This window comes from Brevibacillus centrosporus (assembly GCF_003710815.1).
Taxonomy (GTDB): domain Bacteria; phylum Bacillota; class Bacilli; order Brevibacillales; family Brevibacillaceae; genus Brevibacillus; species Brevibacillus centrosporus.
Genome location: NZ_RHHP01000001.1, coordinates 175,928 through 193,295, shown reverse-complemented (window position 1 = coordinate 193,295; position 17,368 = coordinate 175,928). Strand labels below are relative to the sequence as shown.

The 17,368-nt window shown below is 49.3% G+C and carries 23 protein-coding genes; 12 read left to right on the top strand and 11 right to left on the bottom strand.

Translation table 11 applies throughout. The annotated features are described in order from the left end of the window. Positions 1 to 29: 29 nt before the first annotated feature. Positions 30 to 1,085, bottom strand: coding sequence for a phosphodiester glycosidase family protein (locus EDM55_RS00990; protein ID WP_092266788.1), 1,056 nt, complete (start codon positions 1,083 to 1,085; stop codon positions 30 to 32). Positions 1,086 to 1,208: 123 nt separating this feature from the next. Here EDM55_RS00990 and EDM55_RS30080 point away from each other — a divergent pair, with 123 nt between their 5' ends. From EDM55_RS30080 to EDM55_RS30075, 3 genes are all read left to right on the top strand, one after another. Next, positions 1,209 to 1,352 (top strand): hypothetical protein, encoded by a 144-nt coding sequence (locus tag EDM55_RS30080; protein ID WP_170184286.1) that lies wholly within the window; start codon positions 1,209 to 1,211, stop codon positions 1,350 to 1,352. A gap of 123 nt (positions 1,353 to 1,475) precedes the next feature. Further along, positions 1,476 to 2,744, top strand: coding sequence for a DEAD/DEAH box helicase (locus EDM55_RS00985; RefSeq protein WP_122959419.1), 1,269 nt, complete (start codon positions 1,476 to 1,478; stop codon positions 2,742 to 2,744). 37 nt (positions 2,745 to 2,781) lie between these two features. Then, positions 2,782 to 2,937 carry a hypothetical protein gene (locus tag EDM55_RS30075; protein ID WP_170184287.1) on the top strand — a complete coding sequence of 52 codons (156 nt, stop codon included), beginning with the start codon at positions 2,782 to 2,784 and terminating at the stop codon, positions 2,935 to 2,937. Between the two features lie 58 nt (positions 2,938 to 2,995). Here the strand turns inward: EDM55_RS30075 and EDM55_RS00980 are convergent, their stop codons facing one another. Next, on the bottom strand, positions 2,996 to 3,844 hold the full coding sequence (locus EDM55_RS00980; protein ID WP_122959418.1) for a serine/threonine protein kinase: 849 nt from the start codon (positions 3,842 to 3,844) through the stop codon (positions 2,996 to 2,998). 112 nt (positions 3,845 to 3,956) lie between these two features. Between EDM55_RS00980 and EDM55_RS00975 the strand changes: the two genes are divergently transcribed. The 3 genes from EDM55_RS00975 to EDM55_RS00965 are packed head-to-tail and all read left to right on the top strand — an operon-like array spanning position 3,957 to position 6,709. Continuing rightward, positions 3,957 to 5,075, top strand: coding sequence for a DUF3900 domain-containing protein (locus tag EDM55_RS00975; protein ID WP_122959417.1), 1,119 nt, complete (start codon positions 3,957 to 3,959; stop codon positions 5,073 to 5,075). A gap of 18 nt (positions 5,076 to 5,093) precedes the next feature. Beyond that, positions 5,094 to 5,717: a DUF1444 family protein gene (locus tag EDM55_RS00970; RefSeq protein ID WP_122959416.1), complete on the top strand. Its 624-nt coding sequence runs from the start codon at positions 5,094 to 5,096 to the stop codon at positions 5,715 to 5,717. Between the two features lie 47 nt (positions 5,718 to 5,764). Continuing rightward, on the top strand, positions 5,765 to 6,709 hold the full coding sequence (locus EDM55_RS00965; protein ID WP_246070793.1) for a sugar phosphate isomerase/epimerase family protein: 945 nt from the start codon (positions 5,765 to 5,767) through the stop codon (positions 6,707 to 6,709). A 16-nt stretch (positions 6,710 to 6,725) separates the two neighbouring features. Here EDM55_RS00965 and EDM55_RS00960 read toward each other — a convergent pair whose 3' ends face one another. The 4 genes from EDM55_RS00960 to EDM55_RS30070 all read right to left on the bottom strand — a co-directional run bounded on the left by EDM55_RS00960 (position 6,726) and on the right by EDM55_RS30070 (position 9,585). Continuing rightward, positions 6,726 to 7,277, bottom strand: a complete 552-nt coding sequence (locus EDM55_RS00960; RefSeq protein WP_092266793.1) for an MOSC domain-containing protein — start codon at positions 7,275 to 7,277, stop codon at positions 6,726 to 6,728. Between the two features lie 79 nt (positions 7,278 to 7,356). Next, entirely contained in the window at positions 7,357 to 8,292 is a 936-nt protein-coding gene (locus EDM55_RS00955) for a hypothetical protein (RefSeq protein WP_307723906.1), read from the bottom strand. A gap of 29 nt (positions 8,293 to 8,321) precedes the next feature. Then, on the bottom strand, positions 8,322 to 9,374 hold the full coding sequence (locus EDM55_RS00950) for a DUF2515 family protein (RefSeq protein ID WP_092266794.1): 1,053 nt from the start codon (positions 9,372 to 9,374) through the stop codon (positions 8,322 to 8,324). 70 nt (positions 9,375 to 9,444) lie between these two features. Further along, positions 9,445 to 9,585 (bottom strand): hypothetical protein, encoded by a 141-nt coding sequence (locus EDM55_RS30070; protein WP_170184288.1) that lies wholly within the window; start codon positions 9,583 to 9,585, stop codon positions 9,445 to 9,447. 103 nt (positions 9,586 to 9,688) lie between these two features. Here EDM55_RS30070 and EDM55_RS00945 point away from each other — a divergent pair, with 103 nt between their 5' ends. Further along, positions 9,689 to 10,006 carry an iron-sulfur cluster biosynthesis family protein gene (locus EDM55_RS00945; protein ID WP_092266795.1) on the top strand — a complete coding sequence of 106 codons (318 nt, stop codon included), beginning with the start codon at positions 9,689 to 9,691 and terminating at the stop codon, positions 10,004 to 10,006. A gap of 5 nt (positions 10,007 to 10,011) precedes the next feature. On the opposite strand, the gene EDM55_RS00940 is transcribed toward EDM55_RS00945, so the two are convergent. Both EDM55_RS00940 and EDM55_RS00935 read right to left on the bottom strand, forming a co-directional pair. Beyond that, on the bottom strand, positions 10,012 to 10,461 hold the full coding sequence (locus EDM55_RS00940; RefSeq protein WP_122959415.1) for a DUF441 domain-containing protein: 450 nt from the start codon (positions 10,459 to 10,461) through the stop codon (positions 10,012 to 10,014). A 117-nt stretch (positions 10,462 to 10,578) separates the two neighbouring features. After that, a complete protein-coding gene (locus tag EDM55_RS00935) occupies positions 10,579 to 10,890 on the bottom strand; it encodes a YfhH family protein (protein ID WP_092266797.1) in 312 nt (103 codons plus the stop codon). 102 nt (positions 10,891 to 10,992) lie between these two features. Here EDM55_RS00935 and EDM55_RS00930 point away from each other — a divergent pair, with 102 nt between their 5' ends. Together EDM55_RS00930 and EDM55_RS30065 are read left to right on the top strand one after the other, a co-directional pair. After that, entirely contained in the window at positions 10,993 to 11,757 is a 765-nt protein-coding gene (locus EDM55_RS00930; RefSeq protein ID WP_092266798.1) for an SDR family NAD(P)-dependent oxidoreductase, read from the top strand. Between the two features lie 25 nt (positions 11,758 to 11,782). Continuing rightward, entirely contained in the window at positions 11,783 to 11,929 is a 147-nt protein-coding gene (locus tag EDM55_RS30065; RefSeq protein WP_170184289.1) for a hypothetical protein, read from the top strand. 330 nt (positions 11,930 to 12,259) lie between these two features. Here the strand turns inward: EDM55_RS30065 and EDM55_RS00925 are convergent, their stop codons facing one another. From EDM55_RS00925 to EDM55_RS00915, 3 genes are all read right to left on the bottom strand, one after another. Continuing rightward, positions 12,260 to 12,889, bottom strand: a complete 630-nt coding sequence (locus EDM55_RS00925) for a cell wall hydrolase (protein ID WP_092266799.1) — start codon at positions 12,887 to 12,889, stop codon at positions 12,260 to 12,262. A 265-nt stretch (positions 12,890 to 13,154) separates the two neighbouring features. Further along, positions 13,155 to 13,346 carry a hypothetical protein gene (locus EDM55_RS29900; RefSeq protein WP_139228062.1) on the bottom strand — a complete coding sequence of 64 codons (192 nt, stop codon included), beginning with the start codon at positions 13,344 to 13,346 and terminating at the stop codon, positions 13,155 to 13,157. A gap of 247 nt (positions 13,347 to 13,593) precedes the next feature. After that, positions 13,594 to 14,289 carry a peptidylprolyl isomerase gene (locus EDM55_RS00915; RefSeq protein ID WP_092266801.1) on the bottom strand — a complete coding sequence of 232 codons (696 nt, stop codon included), beginning with the start codon at positions 14,287 to 14,289 and terminating at the stop codon, positions 13,594 to 13,596. Positions 14,290 to 14,437: 148 nt separating this feature from the next. On the opposite strand from EDM55_RS00915, the gene EDM55_RS00910 reads away from it, so the two are divergent. From EDM55_RS00910 to EDM55_RS00900, 3 genes are all read left to right on the top strand, one after another. After that, positions 14,438 to 15,586 carry a trans-sulfuration enzyme family protein gene (locus EDM55_RS00910; protein WP_174769238.1) on the top strand — a complete coding sequence of 383 codons (1,149 nt, stop codon included), beginning with the start codon at positions 14,438 to 14,440 and terminating at the stop codon, positions 15,584 to 15,586. A gap of 140 nt (positions 15,587 to 15,726) precedes the next feature. Continuing rightward, the gene (locus EDM55_RS00905; protein WP_092266803.1) at positions 15,727 to 16,290 is read left to right on the top strand and encodes an RNA polymerase sigma factor; all 564 of its coding nucleotides are present in this window, start codon (positions 15,727 to 15,729) and stop codon (positions 16,288 to 16,290) included. Next, positions 16,287 to 17,360 (top strand): hypothetical protein, encoded by a 1,074-nt coding sequence (locus EDM55_RS00900; protein WP_092266804.1) that lies wholly within the window; start codon positions 16,287 to 16,289, stop codon positions 17,358 to 17,360. Before EDM55_RS00905 ends, EDM55_RS00900 begins: the two co-directional genes overlap by 4 nt. Positions 17,361 to 17,368: the final 8 nt, after the last annotated feature.

Sequence of the window (17,368 nt, the reverse complement as noted above, 5' to 3'; positions counted from 1 at the left end):
ATTCCCTCCAGTGGTCATTCTTCCTAGCGTTAGATGACTGCCCAGGCATTGGGTAGATAACGCCCCCGATAATACGGACAAGACGTTTTCGTAATCGCTTCGCCATTGTGGAGCATCATGGAGCTGGAGCCGCCGTCCATAGCCATCGCTGTAACGATGCCCCTCTCTTCCAGCAGTTCAGCCAGGTCATTCATGCTGGCGCCAATGGAGTGACCGGGCTGTCTGCCGTCGATGACGACAAAAACGATGGTGCCGTCTTCCTTTTGACCAATGGCTGTCCGAGGCTGGATGCCCCAGCTACGAGCAGGTTTATCCGTAAAGAGGTTCTTGCCATTGACAATCAGCTGCGGGCGGAAGCTCATCGCATCGCGAACGCCCATTTTTACTAGCTGTTCTGCGGTATAGCTCCCTGTAATGAGTTTGCCTTCGTAGGTGATGCCCAGAGCAGTTTCGCCACTTTTTGGATTGTAGCCCTGCAGTATTTTTCCATCATGAATCACGACGCCGTATGCCTTCGCCCCTTTGCCGTAGCCATCTGGATCAGAAAAACCGCTCGCATTGACAATGCCAATCGCGTTCGATTTTTTCACGAACTCATCGAGCAGATCCCCGCGGTCCTTGCGATTGGTTACGAGCAGCTGCACACGTGTTGGGTCATGGATGTACATGATCTTGCCCTTAAAGTAGTAATTGTCTTTTTTTACGTTGATTTCTTCAATATCAACGAGTTCTTTTGGCTTTTCTGGCAGTGGTACAACATTCGGTTTGGTTGCAGGTAGTTCTGTGGGCTTCGTTTCTGCCTCGGAGTTTATGACTTCCGGGTGCCTGATCTGGTCCTTCAAAGCCTGTAATTTGTCATCCGGAATAAACGTATAAGGTGCCCAGTAATCATGCTGCGTGGTTAATAACGTGCCGGCTGCCCATTCTCGCAAATCCTCTCCCGTGTCTGTTCCAAATAAAAAGACGAGACCACCGAGGGAGAAGAATAGAAAGGTTGAGACAGTTACGAGTAGCAAGGTTTTGACCCAGCGCCATGGTCGTTTTGCTGTCCGTCTATGGGAGCGTGCCCGGGATAAGGATTGCATGTCATTTTTCACCCTGCCATTCAATAGGATTCTCTCTATTAGAATGGACGTAGAAATAGGTAAAAAGTTTCAGGGAAATAAATGAGATCATCCCGGGCAGAATAGCAAGAGGGGGTGAGCCATGTGCGAGGCTACGATAAAGAATTTCAAAAGGAAATAGAGGCTTACCAGGAAGGTCCAAAAGGGACTCGTAATCAAACCACCAGCCGAGATCGCCAGGATCAAGGGGAAATGCAGGAGACCCGTAAAGACTCCAACAACGGGTAATACACGAGTAGGCGAGGTCCAGCTGGATTTCGCCTACTTTTGCATAGGTCTTTCCTCTGTTCCCCTCGGGCAAAGTGTGGTAAGCTTACCCAATGCATGATTTTTCAAGCCAGGAGGGTTCTTGTGAGCACCACGTTTGCTGATTTACACATTAGCGCGCAGCTTGTCGACATTTTGCGCGAACGAAATATGGAAACACCTACGCCGGTTCAAGTGGAAGCGATCCCGCTTATTTTGGAAGGCCGTGATGCGCTGGTAGAATCTCCGACAGGGACGGGCAAAACGTTTGCTTATCTTCTGCCGTTACTCACGAAAGTCAATATGGACAAAAAAGACGTGCAAGCGATTGTACTGGCTCCGACACATGAGCTGGTCATGCAGATTGCACGTGAGGCTGAACGCCTGCTGCCAGGAAGTGATACTGCCGTCGTTCCGATCATTGGCGGGGTTGATGTTAAGCGTCAGGTCGAGCGTTTAAAAAAGAAGCCTGTTCTCGTTGTGGCCACACCAGGCAGACTATTGGAACTCATCGATCAGCGTAAAATGAAGGTCCATGAGGTCAAAACGGTAGTGGTTGACGAGGCAGACCGGATGCTGGATGCAGGCTTTGGTAAGCCCGTGACAGAAGTCATGAAGCGTACCTTGCGCGATACACAGCGATTGCTTTTTTCTGCTACGCTTCCCGCTGGAGTAGTGGAGGCATCCGAGGTCTTCACCAGAGACGCAGCTGTCATCCGTGCTGCTGCTCCTGAAGGGGCACAAGGTGTTGCGCACATGTATTTGATCACCGATCCCAGAAAAAAGGTGGATACGCTGCGTCGCTTGCTCCGTCTCGTTGATGTACGGTCTTCCATCGTTTTCGTAAACCAGATTGAGAAGGTCGATGAAATCGTCTCCAAGCTTAATTACCACCACCTCCCAAGCAGATTGCTGCATCGCGATGCGACAAAAGAAGAGCGGGCTCGTACGCTGCAGCAATTCCGGGATGGCGTATTCCCTGTTTTGATCACGACAGATGTGTCTGCACGCGGGATTGATATCCCAGAAGTGGAGTGCATCGTACATTATGACCCGGCCTCGGATGCAGATACCTATGTGCATCGCAGCGGCCGGACTGGCCGGATGGGGCGTGCTGGGCTTGTCTTCTCCATCGTCAGTACTCAGGAGCGCTTCATTATTGAGAAGTTCTCCAAGCAGACGGGTGTGCCTATCGCAGAAAAATTTATGTCTCACGGAGCTTTGGAAGACCCAAGACCGGTACAGAAGCCACAGGCGAGAGCTGGGAAGCCGGCAAATGGAAAACCAGCGAGTGGAAAACCGGCTAAATCCGGAGCCAAGCCATCGAATCCAGCAAAACGCGTACATAAGAAGGGCGGCTTTGGAACAAAGTAGGACAAGAAAGAACCACTCTTGTCAGCAGGAGGTTTCCATGCGCAAAGATCGTTTGTACGAAGAGGATTTATTGGTGAATGGTACAGTAGGTGGCGAAGTTCTCTCCAAGCAGGAGCGGCAGACACTAAAGCGTGAAGCTGGGGAACTGAAGGAAAAGATCGAACAAGCGAAAAACGAGCCAATATCCGAGTAAAAGGCAAAAAGAGCTTGGGCTGCTGCAGGAGGAAACTCTGCGGCTGCTCAGCTCTTTTTTACTGACTCCATGGCCGGATGTTCGAGTGGTTGCTTTCTCTCAGATAGTCCTCCAGATCGCAAAGAAACTGCTCGACCGTGTGGTAAGGCGGATCTAGCTGCAGAAGACGGCGAATCATCGCATGGATGGCAGGTGATAAAGACAGCTCCTGCTCCCAGCTTTGTTCAGACGCATTTTCGTCTGGCGTATAGCTTGAATACAACAGGAATAGAAAGAAATGTCCTAGTGCAAACAAATCGCTGGAAGGAGCGACCTCCCGTTTTAGCTGCTTTTCGGAATGATAATCGGATAATGCCTCGGCAGAATAGGTAGGACTGTCTCCCAAGAAACGTGCCAGTCCAAAATCAATGAGATATGGCTCATCATTATGCCAAATAACGTTGGGTATGCGTACATCCCGATGGATCAGTCGATGCTCGTGCAAGTGGGCGACGATCTCTGCGATTTTTTTCATCAAGCGGGAAGCTGAGTACTCGTCGATCGTTATCATCTGATCAAAAAGGGCTTCTTCTAGCGTAGGCCCATCGATAAACGTCATGACGAGAAAGGAATCCTTCCTGTAAGTAAAGGAATGCAGCCAGCGAGGGATTTGCGGGTGAGAGAGGGTGGAGAGCACTTTCTGCTCATAGGCTTGCATGGCTTCTCCTTTAGGGGAGTGACGCAGACTGGGCTTCACCTGTTTGAGCACGACATCAGAGCCATCGGTCAGGTCTTTTGCGAGATAGGCAATGCCGTAGCTGCCCATACCTAGCACTTTGGTAATCTGATAACGGTCGATTTGCCGTCCAGGCGCATATGGACGGTCCCGCATCGTGCTATTCCACCACGTAACGATTTTGTTCCACATTGTCCGATTCCCCCCTGACTCCCATCTTACCATGTTTACGAAAAATGGCTGACCGCTTTTTAATGAGGTTTGCTATAATCGATTCGTTACATGTAGACGGGAGCGGAATGAGATGAATTTTACCATTGATTGGCTATCCTTTTTTCTGATTGAACAGCCGGAGGAAGAGGATGGCGTAAAAAAAGTAAAGATGACCCGCTATTTAAGCCATGATGAGTATCAAAAAAGCGAACTGCGCGATTTCCTGGATGGAGAATTCGCTCGCATAGCCAAAAGAAAAGTAGAGTTGAATCCAAAGTCGGAAGGGAGCCCGACGAAGCTGGGGCAATTTATCGTGGAACCCGGTCATCCCTTGGATTCCAATCCAAACTACGCCCTGCTTGGACGACTGCTGGTAGCGGAAACATCCGGCGAAAGCAAGGACCCTTGCCAGGAGCTGATTCAGTCGTATTTGCGTACGTCTCAAGTACGCGGCGGCGTGATGATCATCGTGAGGACGCGTTTGGAGCTTTTGGACGAGCGTTATGTGTTTATTTTAAAATGTGATTTCGAACAAAAAACAGCGGTGATCACAGATGAGAAAAGCTTGATCGCCAATGTGCAAATGGCAATCAATGCGAAGAACATGAAGTCGTTAATGTATCCGTATATGATCGAATCCGGAATGAATGATCCTTATCACGTGAAGATCCATCAATTTTCTCATGCGAGGTATTTTGAAGAGTTTTTGCGGTTCATTGAATATCCGCAAACGGTCACGCAAATCGTCTCGGAGGAAGTCATTTCGCTCGCCAGACAGCATATTGAGTTTGCGTATCCGGAAGAAACGGAAGAGCGTCTGCGCGAAGAAGAGGCGATCGAGCTGATAGCAGCCAGCCCCAAACGGGAGCTCGCTGAGAAGTGGGAGCACGAAACCGTCATGGAAGCGATGCAGATTATTACCGATCGTCAGCCAGAGGTCGAGCTGAAGTTCAAGCTGGATCATATGCAAATTCGCACGCTTTTGGCCGATTACGGTACCAGCTTGCATATTGCAAAGGTTAACGGCCGCTATCTGGTCCTGCTGGAAGGGGAGCAGCTTCAGTTTGAACGAGGGGTATCCCCGGTTGAATTCGTGAAGCCAAAGGCGCTTACAGACCTTGTCCGCGAGATTGAGGCACGCAGCTACGCGGTTCCGGAAGTGGCCACAGCGAGATCAGCAGAAGAAGATGAAAGACCACCTTGGGAGTAGGGAGTGGAGGATAAAAGTATGAGTGAAAACAAGAAACAAGCAGCTCCACGTCCTTCTGAACATAGCCTGAATGGGCAGGAACGAAATGTGTATCCTGTGCTGCGCCACTCGTCCATAATCGCGAAATACCCGGATCGCTGGGTGACCAGAGAGCATACAGCGGATACGGCCGTGTTGTACGCTCTGGATTTAGGGGAAGGGTATCTCCTGATTGAGCGTGAGATGCTTGCGCAGGCCGGCTGGAGCGAAGAACAGCTGCATCAGGCTGCCATGAAAAATTTGCAAGGATTGCCTTACTCGGTCAAAACACAGGAAGTAGCGGGAAATCGCATTCACTTCATCAGTCCGACAGATGGCTATGCCGCCAGTCGGGTGCTGCTGGAGACTTTGCTGCAAAGCTTTGACCAGCAAAAGCAAGGGGATCAGCTAGGTGTGGCCATCCCTCATCAGGATGTTCTCATCGTCGCCGATCTTTCTGGCGATACAGGTGCACACCTTTTGGCGCGACTGACTTATGATTTTGCCTCAAAAGGACAGGTTCCGATCTCTGTTCTGCCCTTTTTCTGGGAGGAGGGGGAGCTTACACCCTTTCTGGTCGTATCGCAAGGGGGAGACCCTGAAATTCAGCGAAAGAAAAAGTGAAATATCGATATTCAACGAAAAGCTGCCTTTAGAAGGGAGCTTTTTCTATGGGGACGGAGCAGGAGGGCAGTATGCACAATTTCATGATTGGGCTTTATGGGGGCTTTGAAGAAGAGAAGTACCGAAGAGATTTTAGAAAAGGCTTCTATGGAATCGAGGCGTGCCTCTTTGAAGCAGAGGAAGAGGTAGAGAAATTGATCCGGGAAGCAAAGCGAAATGCGTTCCAAATCGGAATCCATTTTCCCATACGAAGCGACGAAACTAGACTGCGTGATGCCTTGTTTCTCGCACAGGATGAGCGGGTCAGACAGGATGCCTACGATTATATCCAACAACAGCTGGATATTCTTGGAAAGATAGGCCCTGATTACGTCCTGTTTCATTATCCAAAGCCAGTCCTGCTCGATGATCGGGTAAACTGGGACAAGTGGCGGTTTGCGGCTCGAGAGGAATATGTGTTTGAGAGCGAGTACGATTATTCGGAGCTTGTAGTAAAAAGCGAGCGGTTGTTTGCGTGGCTTCATAACAAAGCCAATGAGTATTCCTTTACGCCTGTTCTCGAATTCGATGCCTTAAATCGGTATGTATACGAGGAAGACTTTCTGGAGTCCCTTCTGTGCCGCTATCCAAATATAAAACTATGCCTGGATACGGGAAGGCTCTTCATGCAAGAGAAAATCGACCCTTCTTTTGATGCGAGAGCTGTATTGAATCGGTACGCTAAGTATGCGAAACTGGTTCACTTATGGAACGTACAGTTCACGGATTCATTTGCTTTCAGCCGTTATCCAGCCTTGCCCCATTGTCGGCCAGAGGACGGATGGGCACCGATCGAAGACTATCTGAATCTGATTACGGCGCACAATCCTGATATCACAATTATGTTTGAGCATCGTTCCGACTGGATCACAGAAGAGGAATTGCAGACGTGTTACCAATGGATCGATCAGATCGTGAATAAAAAAAGTCCGCTGCCTGCAGGAGAACACTGACAGGAAGCGGAACCGTTCAGACTCGCTCAAGAGGGCGATGGGGCAGAGCGGGATGCTCGACTTGGATTGGATCACCTGGGCGCACCTCACCGCCAGCGAGCACGATGCCCATGACTCCTGCTTTTCGAATGAGATTGCCCTCTGCATCGTGATCCAGGAGGGCATCCATCAGCCCTTTTTGGAAGCCGTTCAACTGGGGACAGGGATTACGAAGCCCTGTGATTTCGACGATCGCGGATTCCCCTATACGCAAAATCGCCCCTGTTGGCAGGGTAAGCAAAGAAATGCCGCGCGTAGTAATGTTTTCCCCGATTTGCCCCGGAGATACTTGAAAACCGGAATCTTGCAATTCCTCAAACAGTTCTGCATGGATCAAGTGCACCTGACGCAAGTTTGGCTGCGTAGGATCTTGAGCGACGCGCGAACGATGCTTGACCGTCTCTCCCAAATGAGCGTCTCCTTGTACGCCAAGACCTTTTACAAGGTGAATCGCGTCTGTGTTCTGCTTGCTGAACGTGTGAGTATCGCTTAAGCTAACCGCTACGACTTCTCCAGTGGATGGAGACATGGCAAACACCTCCTGTACATATTGTAAGGGATTCGGTGTGCGCTGGACGAGTTTTCCTTGTTAAAAAAGTGTAATGTTTTCAGAGTGGCCGTGAAAACAGAGACAACTCCACAAATCGTCCCGATTCATGAATCAGCCAGTAGGGGGATCTCGGCCCGAATATGTACAATTCAGCCGCCGTTGTCAGCATAGAGTCGACCCTGCGCCAGTCGCCCATGAGCCGGGCACACTCACCCATTGCCATCCACGGGTACAAATCGCCGGTTTGAAACGTATCGAAGTGAGGAAAAGCCTTCGTTATTTTCTCATACAAAAGTACGTATTCATCGGGGCGGGCCATTTGATAAAGGATCGGGAATGCTTGAGAAGTTACGTCCGGATACCATTTTCTCCAGCCTGGATAGGACCTGTCATAGACAGCATAGGATTTGCGCAGCGCGCTGTACATGGATTGGATGCCTGCTCGGCAGGCCGCAGCTCGCCTGTTTGCCTCCTCCGCTGCTTCATCGCAGCCCAGCATGGAAAACACATGGGCAGCATCTGCAAATCCTTTGGCGACCTCACAATTATCCATCAAGTATTTGACGCGATAGGATCTCTTTGCCCATGTCAAACCATCCTTTTGTTGAAGCCTTGCCACTGCCTGCATCAAAACAATCAGCTCATCTTTGTAGGGCTCGACCCAGGCCGTTTCCTCATTCGCTCGCATCATTTCGGCCAGCAGGCTAAACAATGTTGTGTGATAGCTATCTTCGCTGTCCGCTTTTCCTGTATCGACTTCGAGCGTCCCCTCAAGCCGATAGTCATTCACATACCCATCAGCGTTGACATGGTGCAGATACCATTCGATATGGCTTCTGACGCAATCCCATTCTTGCATGCGGACGAGTGCGATCAACGCGAGATTCGTAAAGTACGGATTGATCTGGTTGTTTTTCGGAGCAAGACGAAAAGTCCCGCTGGGCAGCCAGCAGGAGAGGAGATAAGCCTTTTGATTCTCCACGATTTCATTCATGGCATGAATCATCCTTTCTTTTCGCATTTCTACGTGAGCATTGTGACAAGCTTGATACCATACTCCATCCATTGCAAAGCGCGAACGTAATCTTCACTTGTAATCGTCGGCAAATCACCGGGCTGATCCACCAGCTCGACCCATTTTGGATCGCGAAACCAATCGACTCCGTCCGCAGCCGTGTGAGCAATATCCTTCCAAGCAGCGCTGAGCGGGGGGCTATACAGCTTTTTTTGGCCATCTCTAAGCTCTGCCCCCTGCAAGTGCAAATGATAAGAGTCTTGCGTAGCAGCGCGGGGCAAACGGGTGGTAAAAATCTGAGGCCAATAGTCAGCTCGGGAGCCGGAATGCGGGATTCGGCAGGCAAACTGGCGGATTTGCTCAAATCGCAGGGGATCTGCATAGAGAAGCTTGTAGAGCGTTTTTCCGGTAGCGATCCGCTGCTCCACCTCGGGAAAGTCTTGAACATCCATCCCGATGAGACGAAGCCTGCGGTCTGTCGGGTGCGCCTTGTACGGAAAAAGTACCTGACTGAGGGACAAGGCAGATTGGGTAAAGTAGGCGAACGTAGCAAATACACGATGCACGGCCATTGGCTTATGTATCACACGCTGCTCGATGAACTGCTGTTCATTTACAATCATGGCGTGCGTCAAACGACGAGAATCACCGGTCGACAGAAACTCTCTCCAAAAGCGCTGCATAAAAACGGATACGCCGAGAGGGACGAGAAGGGGAGTGAGATCTTTTTTGGTGCGCTTCATTTCCGCATAGAGCAATAACTGCGCATAAGCATCATGAAAGATCAGCCAGTTACTCCTCTCCAAAAACCAAAAAAATGGCTGGATTGCTTGCTCGTCCATCAGCAGCGGTAGCCATTCCCCTTTTAAATCGGTCATATTCCAACCGCCATTTCGAGATACGAGATGGGCAAGCAGGGCCCAATGTATTTCCTCATGCTGGCGATAAAATTGTAAATAGGCGTTGGTTCGGGTGAGATTGTTCCGATTGGCCAGGGCAGTCTGCTGGCGAATGCTGGAGATCAACGTTTGTTCATCGACCGCTGCTAGTGTATGGCTCATGAAGTAGCTCCTCTGTTCGATGGCACTCTGAGGTTGAAAAAAGCAGGTCTTGGTGGCGACCCGCCTTCACTCATCCAATCATTTCTAATACGAGAAGTCTGACAAACAGTTTCTCTTTTGCTTCTTCCCATGTATCCGCAAAAATGACAACATGCTCCGATTGGAATTCTGTTTCTGCGACAAATATACCATCTCGCTCGTAAATGTTCATAGAAGATCGTCCTTTCTGCTGCCTTTCAAGCATTGTATGCTATCATGAAAGAAAAGATGCATCCCAATTATAAATTGGGCAAACGGAAGGGAGGATACAAGCCATGCAAGTAACCATTACCCAAGAAGCCAAGGAACGAATCATAGCAGCCAGCCGCCCAGATCAAACCATTCGGATCAACGGTGAACTCGTGGGTGGATGCGGAATGAATGTGGAATACGCGTTATGGTGGGACGAAGCAAACCCAACGGATCAAGTCATCAAAATCGGGGAGGTAACCCTCGCCATCGATTCGCAGACCATCGAACACATGGATACCGACAAACTCACCATCGATCATCGGCCACAGCAAGGATTTCGCCTGGTTACCCCAGCACAAATCCTGGCATATGGCATTCAGCTCAAAGATCGCTGGGTATAAAGGCATTATTTGGGGATAAATTGCAGGATAAAAGCGAGGATTCCTGCAGCAATGAGCGGTCCTACCGCAACCCCTCGAAAGAATGTCACGCCGATGATGGTTCCTAGCAGTAGTCCGGTGACAATAAAAGGGTTTGCAGACATGAGAGACGTACCTTTTCCAGCCAAGTAAGCGACGAATATCCCTACGAGAACAGCTAATACCGATTGCCAGTTGGTAAAGAGCTGGGATATGGATTCCGGTTTGATTTTTCCGCTGGCCAGAGGACTTAGGATCCCAATGGTCAAGACAATGATACCGACATGGAGGCCGTATTGCTCGAGAAAGGGAAAGAATCGCTCGAGATGAAGAAGCCGCATTAAAAGAAGAATCCCGACGGCAATCGAGACAGTCGCGTTGTTGCCGAAAACCCCTAAGGCCAAGAGAACGAGCAGGGTGACATTGATCCAGTCCATGGTTCTAAAGCCCGCTTTCGTTTTTGTTAGTATATCCAGATGGAATAAACGCCGTGCTTGCTCGGGCGAAATGAAAAAAGGACGGGAGAGAGCTCCTGTCCTCTTCTATATCCTTCCTCAACCAAACCAATCTTCCAGCATTCCCACAGGAAAACCGGTCTGCTCATCTGAATCGGGAAAACGGCCCCACGCAAACACCCCGTTAAAATAATCGATGGTGAAAGGCTGATCGTATTCAGGGACACTGTATTTGCCGCCGATCCGAAACTCATCCGTGCCGAGGTAATACGATTTCGCCATAAAGTATTTTTGCTGGATAATGCCAAATTGAGAATCGTCGCCCGCGTTCTTTTTCTCCTCTGCCTGCTGACGGAGACGCTCCATTTCTTCCTGTAATTCCGCTAACGTCATTTGACTGTACAATCGCACGCTCCTGCCTCCTTCCTGACAGGTATATTGTAGCAAAAGACAAGGGAAATGGCGATGGATAGAGAATTCACTACAGGACCGAAAGAAAGGGGAAGACGCAATATGACACGATTTGATTTGACTGGCAAGACTGCAATTGTAACAGGAGCGGGGAGAGGAATCGGAAAAGCATTGGCACTGGGCCTGGCTGAGGCTGGAGCCGAGGTGGCTGTCGTTGCGCGTACCCAGAAGGATCTGGACGAGACCGTGCAAGCCATCGAGGCAAAAGGCGGCAAGGCGTACCCGATCACAGCTGATTTGACAGCGTCTGGTGCCGCAGAGCAAGTGGTTGCCCAAACCGTAGAGGCATTGGGAGGGCTGCATATTCTGATCAACAATGCAGGAATGAATATACGAAAAAAAGCAAATGAAGTGACAGAGGAAGAATGGGATCGCGTGGTAGACCTGAATTTGAAGGCGTCCTTCTTCATGTGTCAGGCAGCAGGGAAAATCATGTGCGAGCAAAAGTATGGACGCATTGTCAACATCGCTTCTGTAGCAGGGGTAGTCGCGATGCGCACAGGAATAGCATACGGCTCGAGCAAAGCTGGAGTCATCCAAATGACCAAAGTACTGGCACTGGAATGGAGCAAGTTCGGGGTAAATATCAATGCGATTGCGCCGTGGTATTTCCGCACTCCACTGACGGAGGCTTTGCTAAGCGATGAAGAATATCTTCAAGAAATTCTGCAGCGTACACCGAGCGGGCGCATTGGAGATGTAGAGGATTTAGTTGGGCCGGCGATTTTCTTGTCCTCGGATGCGGCAGCGTATGTTACGGGCCAGACGATCTCTGTTGATGGCGGTATGTCTGTCTACGGGTTCTAAACAAGAAAGTAAAGGGATGGATAGCATGATAACGATCAAAAAGGCAGCAGCCGAAGAAGCGCAAACCTTTACTAGGCTGATGCGCGAGGCATTTCGCCAAACGACTCCTCCATCCAGCTCTCTCTTGGAGACAGAACAGCAGGTCCATCAGCAATTTGGCGTCAGGAAATGAGCTGGCCGCGATCTCTGCAAAACACGCATACATGAAGAAAGAGCTAACATAGGGCATCTAAGCAAAAAAAAGAGGCATTCCCTTTTGGGGAATGCCTAAGTATTGGGGGCGATTGAGAAAAAAACCGATCGATCCAGATAGCATGCTTTGCTCTCACCCAAAGCATAGCAAGGATCAACATTCAAAGTAGAACATCGGGCTTTTTCTCAATGCGTTGAAAAAGTGCTTACGATACAAAGATAGCAAGTAAAAGTAAAATACAGATTAAATAAAAATAAAGTATTATTAAATTTTTCTGCTCTTACTTTTTCAACTTTTGTTTTGACCTCTTTATCTGGCAAATCTATGATTTCCGATGACAACCGTTTGTGGTCTCGACCAAATCCACTTGGACGTAGCTGTATCAGGATTGAAGAAGTAAAGGGATCCATTCGTTGGATCTTTTCCATTTACCGCATCTTGCACTGCTTTTCGAGCACTTTCATTTGTCTTCTGAGAGAGATGATCGCCATTTACTGGCGAAAATGCATTGGGAGCAAAAATGACCTCCCGAACCGAATTGGGGAATTCTGATGATGCTACCCGATTCAATACGACAGCAGCAATTGCTACTTGCCCCTCATACGGTTCACCACGGCTTTCCGCATAAACAAGCCGGGCGAGCAGTTCCATTTCGCGCTCCGATACTTTCACCTTACCATTGCGTATCAATTTTGGCCGCTGATCTCGGCTTACCGAGACACTAGGGCTCTTTCCGTTTGTGGCTGGAGCAATCGATTTTGCTTTTGTTTCCGGTATGGCAACACTTTTGGGGGTGGATGATTTGTCTGCGAGTGCAGGTGCTGCTACCTTGAAATGTGGTGCGGTGGCACTTGTCGGCGTGACGAAAAGGCATAAAAGCATGAAGCCAAAACCATTGATCCAGAATAAAAAGCGCAATCGCGCTTCGTGTGTCAACATACGGGAACCACTCCTTATCGCTTTTTGCTTTTGAATGCGGAAGCGAATCGGGACTTATGCAAGTGTATCGGCATTGTCGGAATGGTTCAAGAGGGAAATGGTTCCATGGAACTACAAGTCCATTGCACAAGAATCATTTTGGACTATTTTTCTGTAGCTTTTCGTCCGCGTCATTGCTGAGGGAATCAAGCGAAAGGGAATACATGGAACAAGCCAGTCGAAACACAAATGGAAAGTGTTGACTGGCTTGGCGACAAAGCGATCCCTATTGCAGCATGACCAAAAGGCTTGCCAGACTGAAATAGCCCAGCAGCTCCATGTACAGAGTCTGGCGAACCAGACGAGTGGAAACGTTGCCCCCGCCTAAAATGGTGGATAAGAGAACAAAAATCCAGCAGTAGGGTAGAGTAACCGTCAGCACGAGGGCAAATGCCATCAACAAGTAATGCGAAACCATGTATGAAAAAGCTCCCATTTTTTGAGTGAGAAAAGGAAACAGGAGGCCAGCTGCTACAGCTCCTACCGAGTAGGTAACTTCTCCCAGAGAGTAAATATGCACGTCTGCTCTGATCGTTTGACTCACAAATATCGGGTTAAGTAATTTGCTGCTGTCACTGTTTCTTCAATCCTTGGTGAACATATTTCAGGCTAGCTGACATAAAAACACCACTGCACAAAAAGCAGTGGTGTTGTCATGCGCTCGCTTATTTCTCCGTGATGGTCACAGAATTGATTTTAATCGTTTGTTCCGGAGTGCTAGGCTCTCCTGTTTCTGGATTGTTTTTGACTTTGGTTGCCGCGATTTTTTGAACGACATCCATACCGCCGCTAACTTTACCGAAAATGGTGTAGTTCGGAGAGTTTTTCAATCCCTCGACATCTTTCCCCGTTCCGATGAAAAATTGACTGCCATTCGTGTTCGGGCCTGCATTTGCCATGGCGACAACACCAGCCTCGTATTTATGACCGTTGTTCAGCTCGTCCTCAAACGTATAGCCTGGACCTCCAACCCCAGTACCAAGCGGGTCGCCTGTTTGGATCATGAAATCTTTAATGATTCGATGGAAAGTAACTCCGTCATAAAACTTGTCCTTTGCAAGGAAAACGAAATTATTTACGGCAATAGGGGCGTCCTTTGCAAACAAATCAATCGTAAAGTCACCCATGGTTGTAGAGACCTTCGCTTGGTATGTTTTCGCTTTGTCAATTTGCATAGCAGGAGCTTTCTCATACTTTTTCGCACCGGTTGGTCCAGGTGGTTGGGCAGGCTCCTTCGATGGAGTTTCAGCTGGAGCTGTCGGCTGTGTCGGTGGAGCACTCTCGTTACTTGCGCTGGAGCAACCTGTAACCAAAGCGATCGCTGTCAGACAAGCGAAAATGGTAGGTATCAGTCTTTTCATCTCAAGCACCTTCCTTTGCTTCTTCCTGAATAGGAGTTTACGGTTCCGAATTATAACACACCTGATAGGGAGAACGCCAATCGTCTATTCTCTAGTATTGATTCCTTTTCTCGTGATATGATGGGAGAAAAAGGGTTGGGTGATCAGCATGGGGGAAAGATTTGAAACAAAGACCGTACATATCGGGCATCAACCATTGCGGCAAGTGCAGAGTAAGTCAACGCCTATCTACCAGACATCTGTTTTTGCATTTGAAGGCTTGGAAGAAGTGGAAAAATATTATACAGGTGAAGGAGAATACCTGTATACACGGAACGGCAACCCCAATCAGGCGGAGCTTGCGGACGCGATTGCAGCCTTGGAAGGCGCAGCTGCAGGTGTGAGTGCATCCTCTGGGATGGGGGCGATCATGGCAGGACTTCTCGCTGTACTCCAGCCAGGCGATCATGTGCTGGCTTCCCATGAAATCTACGGCGGTACCTATGCTTTGCTCAATAAAGAGCTCACCCGTTTCCAGATCGAGCTGGAATGTATTAACTTGAACGAATTGGAATCCCTTTCTGACCATATTCGTTCAACGACCAAACTCTTTTTCATGGAAACGATCACGAACCCGCTATTGACCGTTGCCGACATGCCTTTTTGGATCAAACAGGCAAAAAGCCACGGACTTACAGTGATGATAGACAATACGTTTGCGACTCCTTATCTGGTACAGCCGCTGTCCCTTGGTGCGGACCTCGTCGTTCATAGTGCCACCAAGTACATCGGTGGTCACAGCGACGTCACTTCTGGCGTTTTGGTCGGGAATGCGGAGCTGCTGGGAAGAGCACGGGAGATTGTGAGCAATTATGGCGCCTCGCTCAGCCCGTTTGAGGCTTGGCTGACGTCCAGAGGCTTGAAAACGCTGGCGCTGAGAATGGAACGTCAATGTGACAACGCCCGCGAAGTTGCGAATTTCCTGAAACAGCATCCAGCTGTGAAAACGGTGTACTACCCTTCTGAGGAGTCGACTTCCTTTTTCGCGCGTCAAAAGCAGGGAGCGATGGTTTCCTTTACGCTCGCGGACGAGAGAAGCATCTATGACTTTTACCGCGCGCTGGAATGGATCAAATTTGCACCCTCAATGGCCGGTGTGGAAACGTCGGTATCGCATCCAGTTACGACTTCGCATCGTGCCTTTACCGAAGAACAGCGACAAGCTACAGGGATAACCATGGGGCTGGTTCGATTGTCTGTTGGGATTGAATCGGCAGCAGACATTATAGAAGAACTGGATCGGGCCCTAGGAAAATAGTTGGAAAAAAATTTCCCGCAGCTTGTTACTTTCTTCTTGTTCAAAACGTATTACCTAGTTAAAGTAGAACAAGTATGTCTGAGCCGGGAAATCGATTTGGGTAAATCGAAAGCTGTGCTGTCAGGCTGGAGGAAAACGCAATGGGAATGGCAATTGAGCGTTCCGCGCAACCATCGGCCCAATCAAACGGGGACTTCTATGAGTCACGTCCATTTACAGAACTGTATGACGAGTATTTTGATCGCGTCAATCGTTATTTGCGATGCCGTGTGCAAAATCCCTGGGATGCAGACGATTTGACCACGGTGGTATTTTTAAAAGCGCTGGAAAAATTTGAACAATACAGCAGAACAAGTCCGTTCGCTTCCTGGATCTTCCGCATCGCTCACAACACGTTTGTGGATTTCGTGCGGAAGAACAGGGAGCTGCCCGTCGATCAGGAAGATTTGCTTGGGGCAGAACAGGACGATACATGGCAGCCGGAGAGGCAGGCGTTGACCAAGGAAGAAATACGCCTGCTTCGAGACCGGCTTGATTTGTTGTCCCAAGATCAGAAGGACGTTCTGATGCTCCGCTATTTTGCCGATCTCAAAATTGCGCAAGTGGCAGAAGTCTTGGGCAAGACGGAGTCGAGCATAAAAATGATTTCATACAGAGGGCTTCAAAAACTTCAAAAGATGTACGAAAAGGGGGAGTCCGAATGAAAGAAGAGGATCGAATCCCCCGGGACCGAACGGACGAGCAGACGGTCACATCGCTGCTATCCCATTTGCAGGAGATGCGCCAAGCTGTTCCGGTCAATTATCAATTAAAAACGGAACTGAAAAAGCAGCTGCTCCAGAGGATGAAGGAGCTGGAGCTGCAAAAAACGGATTCGGTTGTGGTGAAAATGCCGCACAGCCGGAAAAAGCTGCTTCGTGTTTGCGCCGCAGTCATGATTGCTGCGATCACGGTTGGGGTCTATTCGTGGTGGGAAAAAGACGTTCTAGCCGTAGACAAGCAAGGCTTACTGACGTTGCCTGCACATACCACGGAGGAGCAGGTCGATATCGATCCTACGGGAAAAGAGGTTGCCTACCTCGTGTCTCCATCGGTGATTCGTACGGTTTCCGTAGATGAAAAGAAACATCCCGAGAATATCTCTTTACCAGCTACGGACGGAGAATATCGCGCTTTATCTTGGGCCAATCACAATGAACAGGTCGCTGTCGTCGAGCAGAGCGGAAAACAAGCGAGGATCTGGATCGTCGACATTCCTGACCAAAATAACGTGAGCAGCAGTCGCTTGCTAAAGGAAGAGGAGAACGTCACCTATCATTCTCCTGCATGGTCTCCAGGCGACGAGACGATCGCCTACACGAGGATAAAAGACGGGGTCGAGGAAATTTGGGTGAGCAGTACCGTTTCTTTTCAGGAGTGGAAGCTGGCGGAGGGCTCGCAGCCGGAATGGTCGCCGGATGGCCGTTTTCTGGCTTATACGAAGGCGGGAAAAGTACAGGTCATGGAAGTGCGGACAGGAAATATTTCCGTTCTAGGAGATGGCAAGTGGCCGTCTTGGAGTCAAAATGCTGCTCTCACGTACACATCGCCAGAAGGGGGATTGGTGGAAGCTCAAGTGGACGAAAAACCATTCGCTTCAAAAGAGCTGGAGCTGTTGAACCTGTTTGGAGAGCAAGTGGTGAGAGGAAGCTGGTCTTCAGAAGGGAATCAGTTGCTCGTCGTGCATCGTGACGAACAACCGAAGTCGCTGGTCATTTCTTTGGCGTCAAGATAATGAGCGGA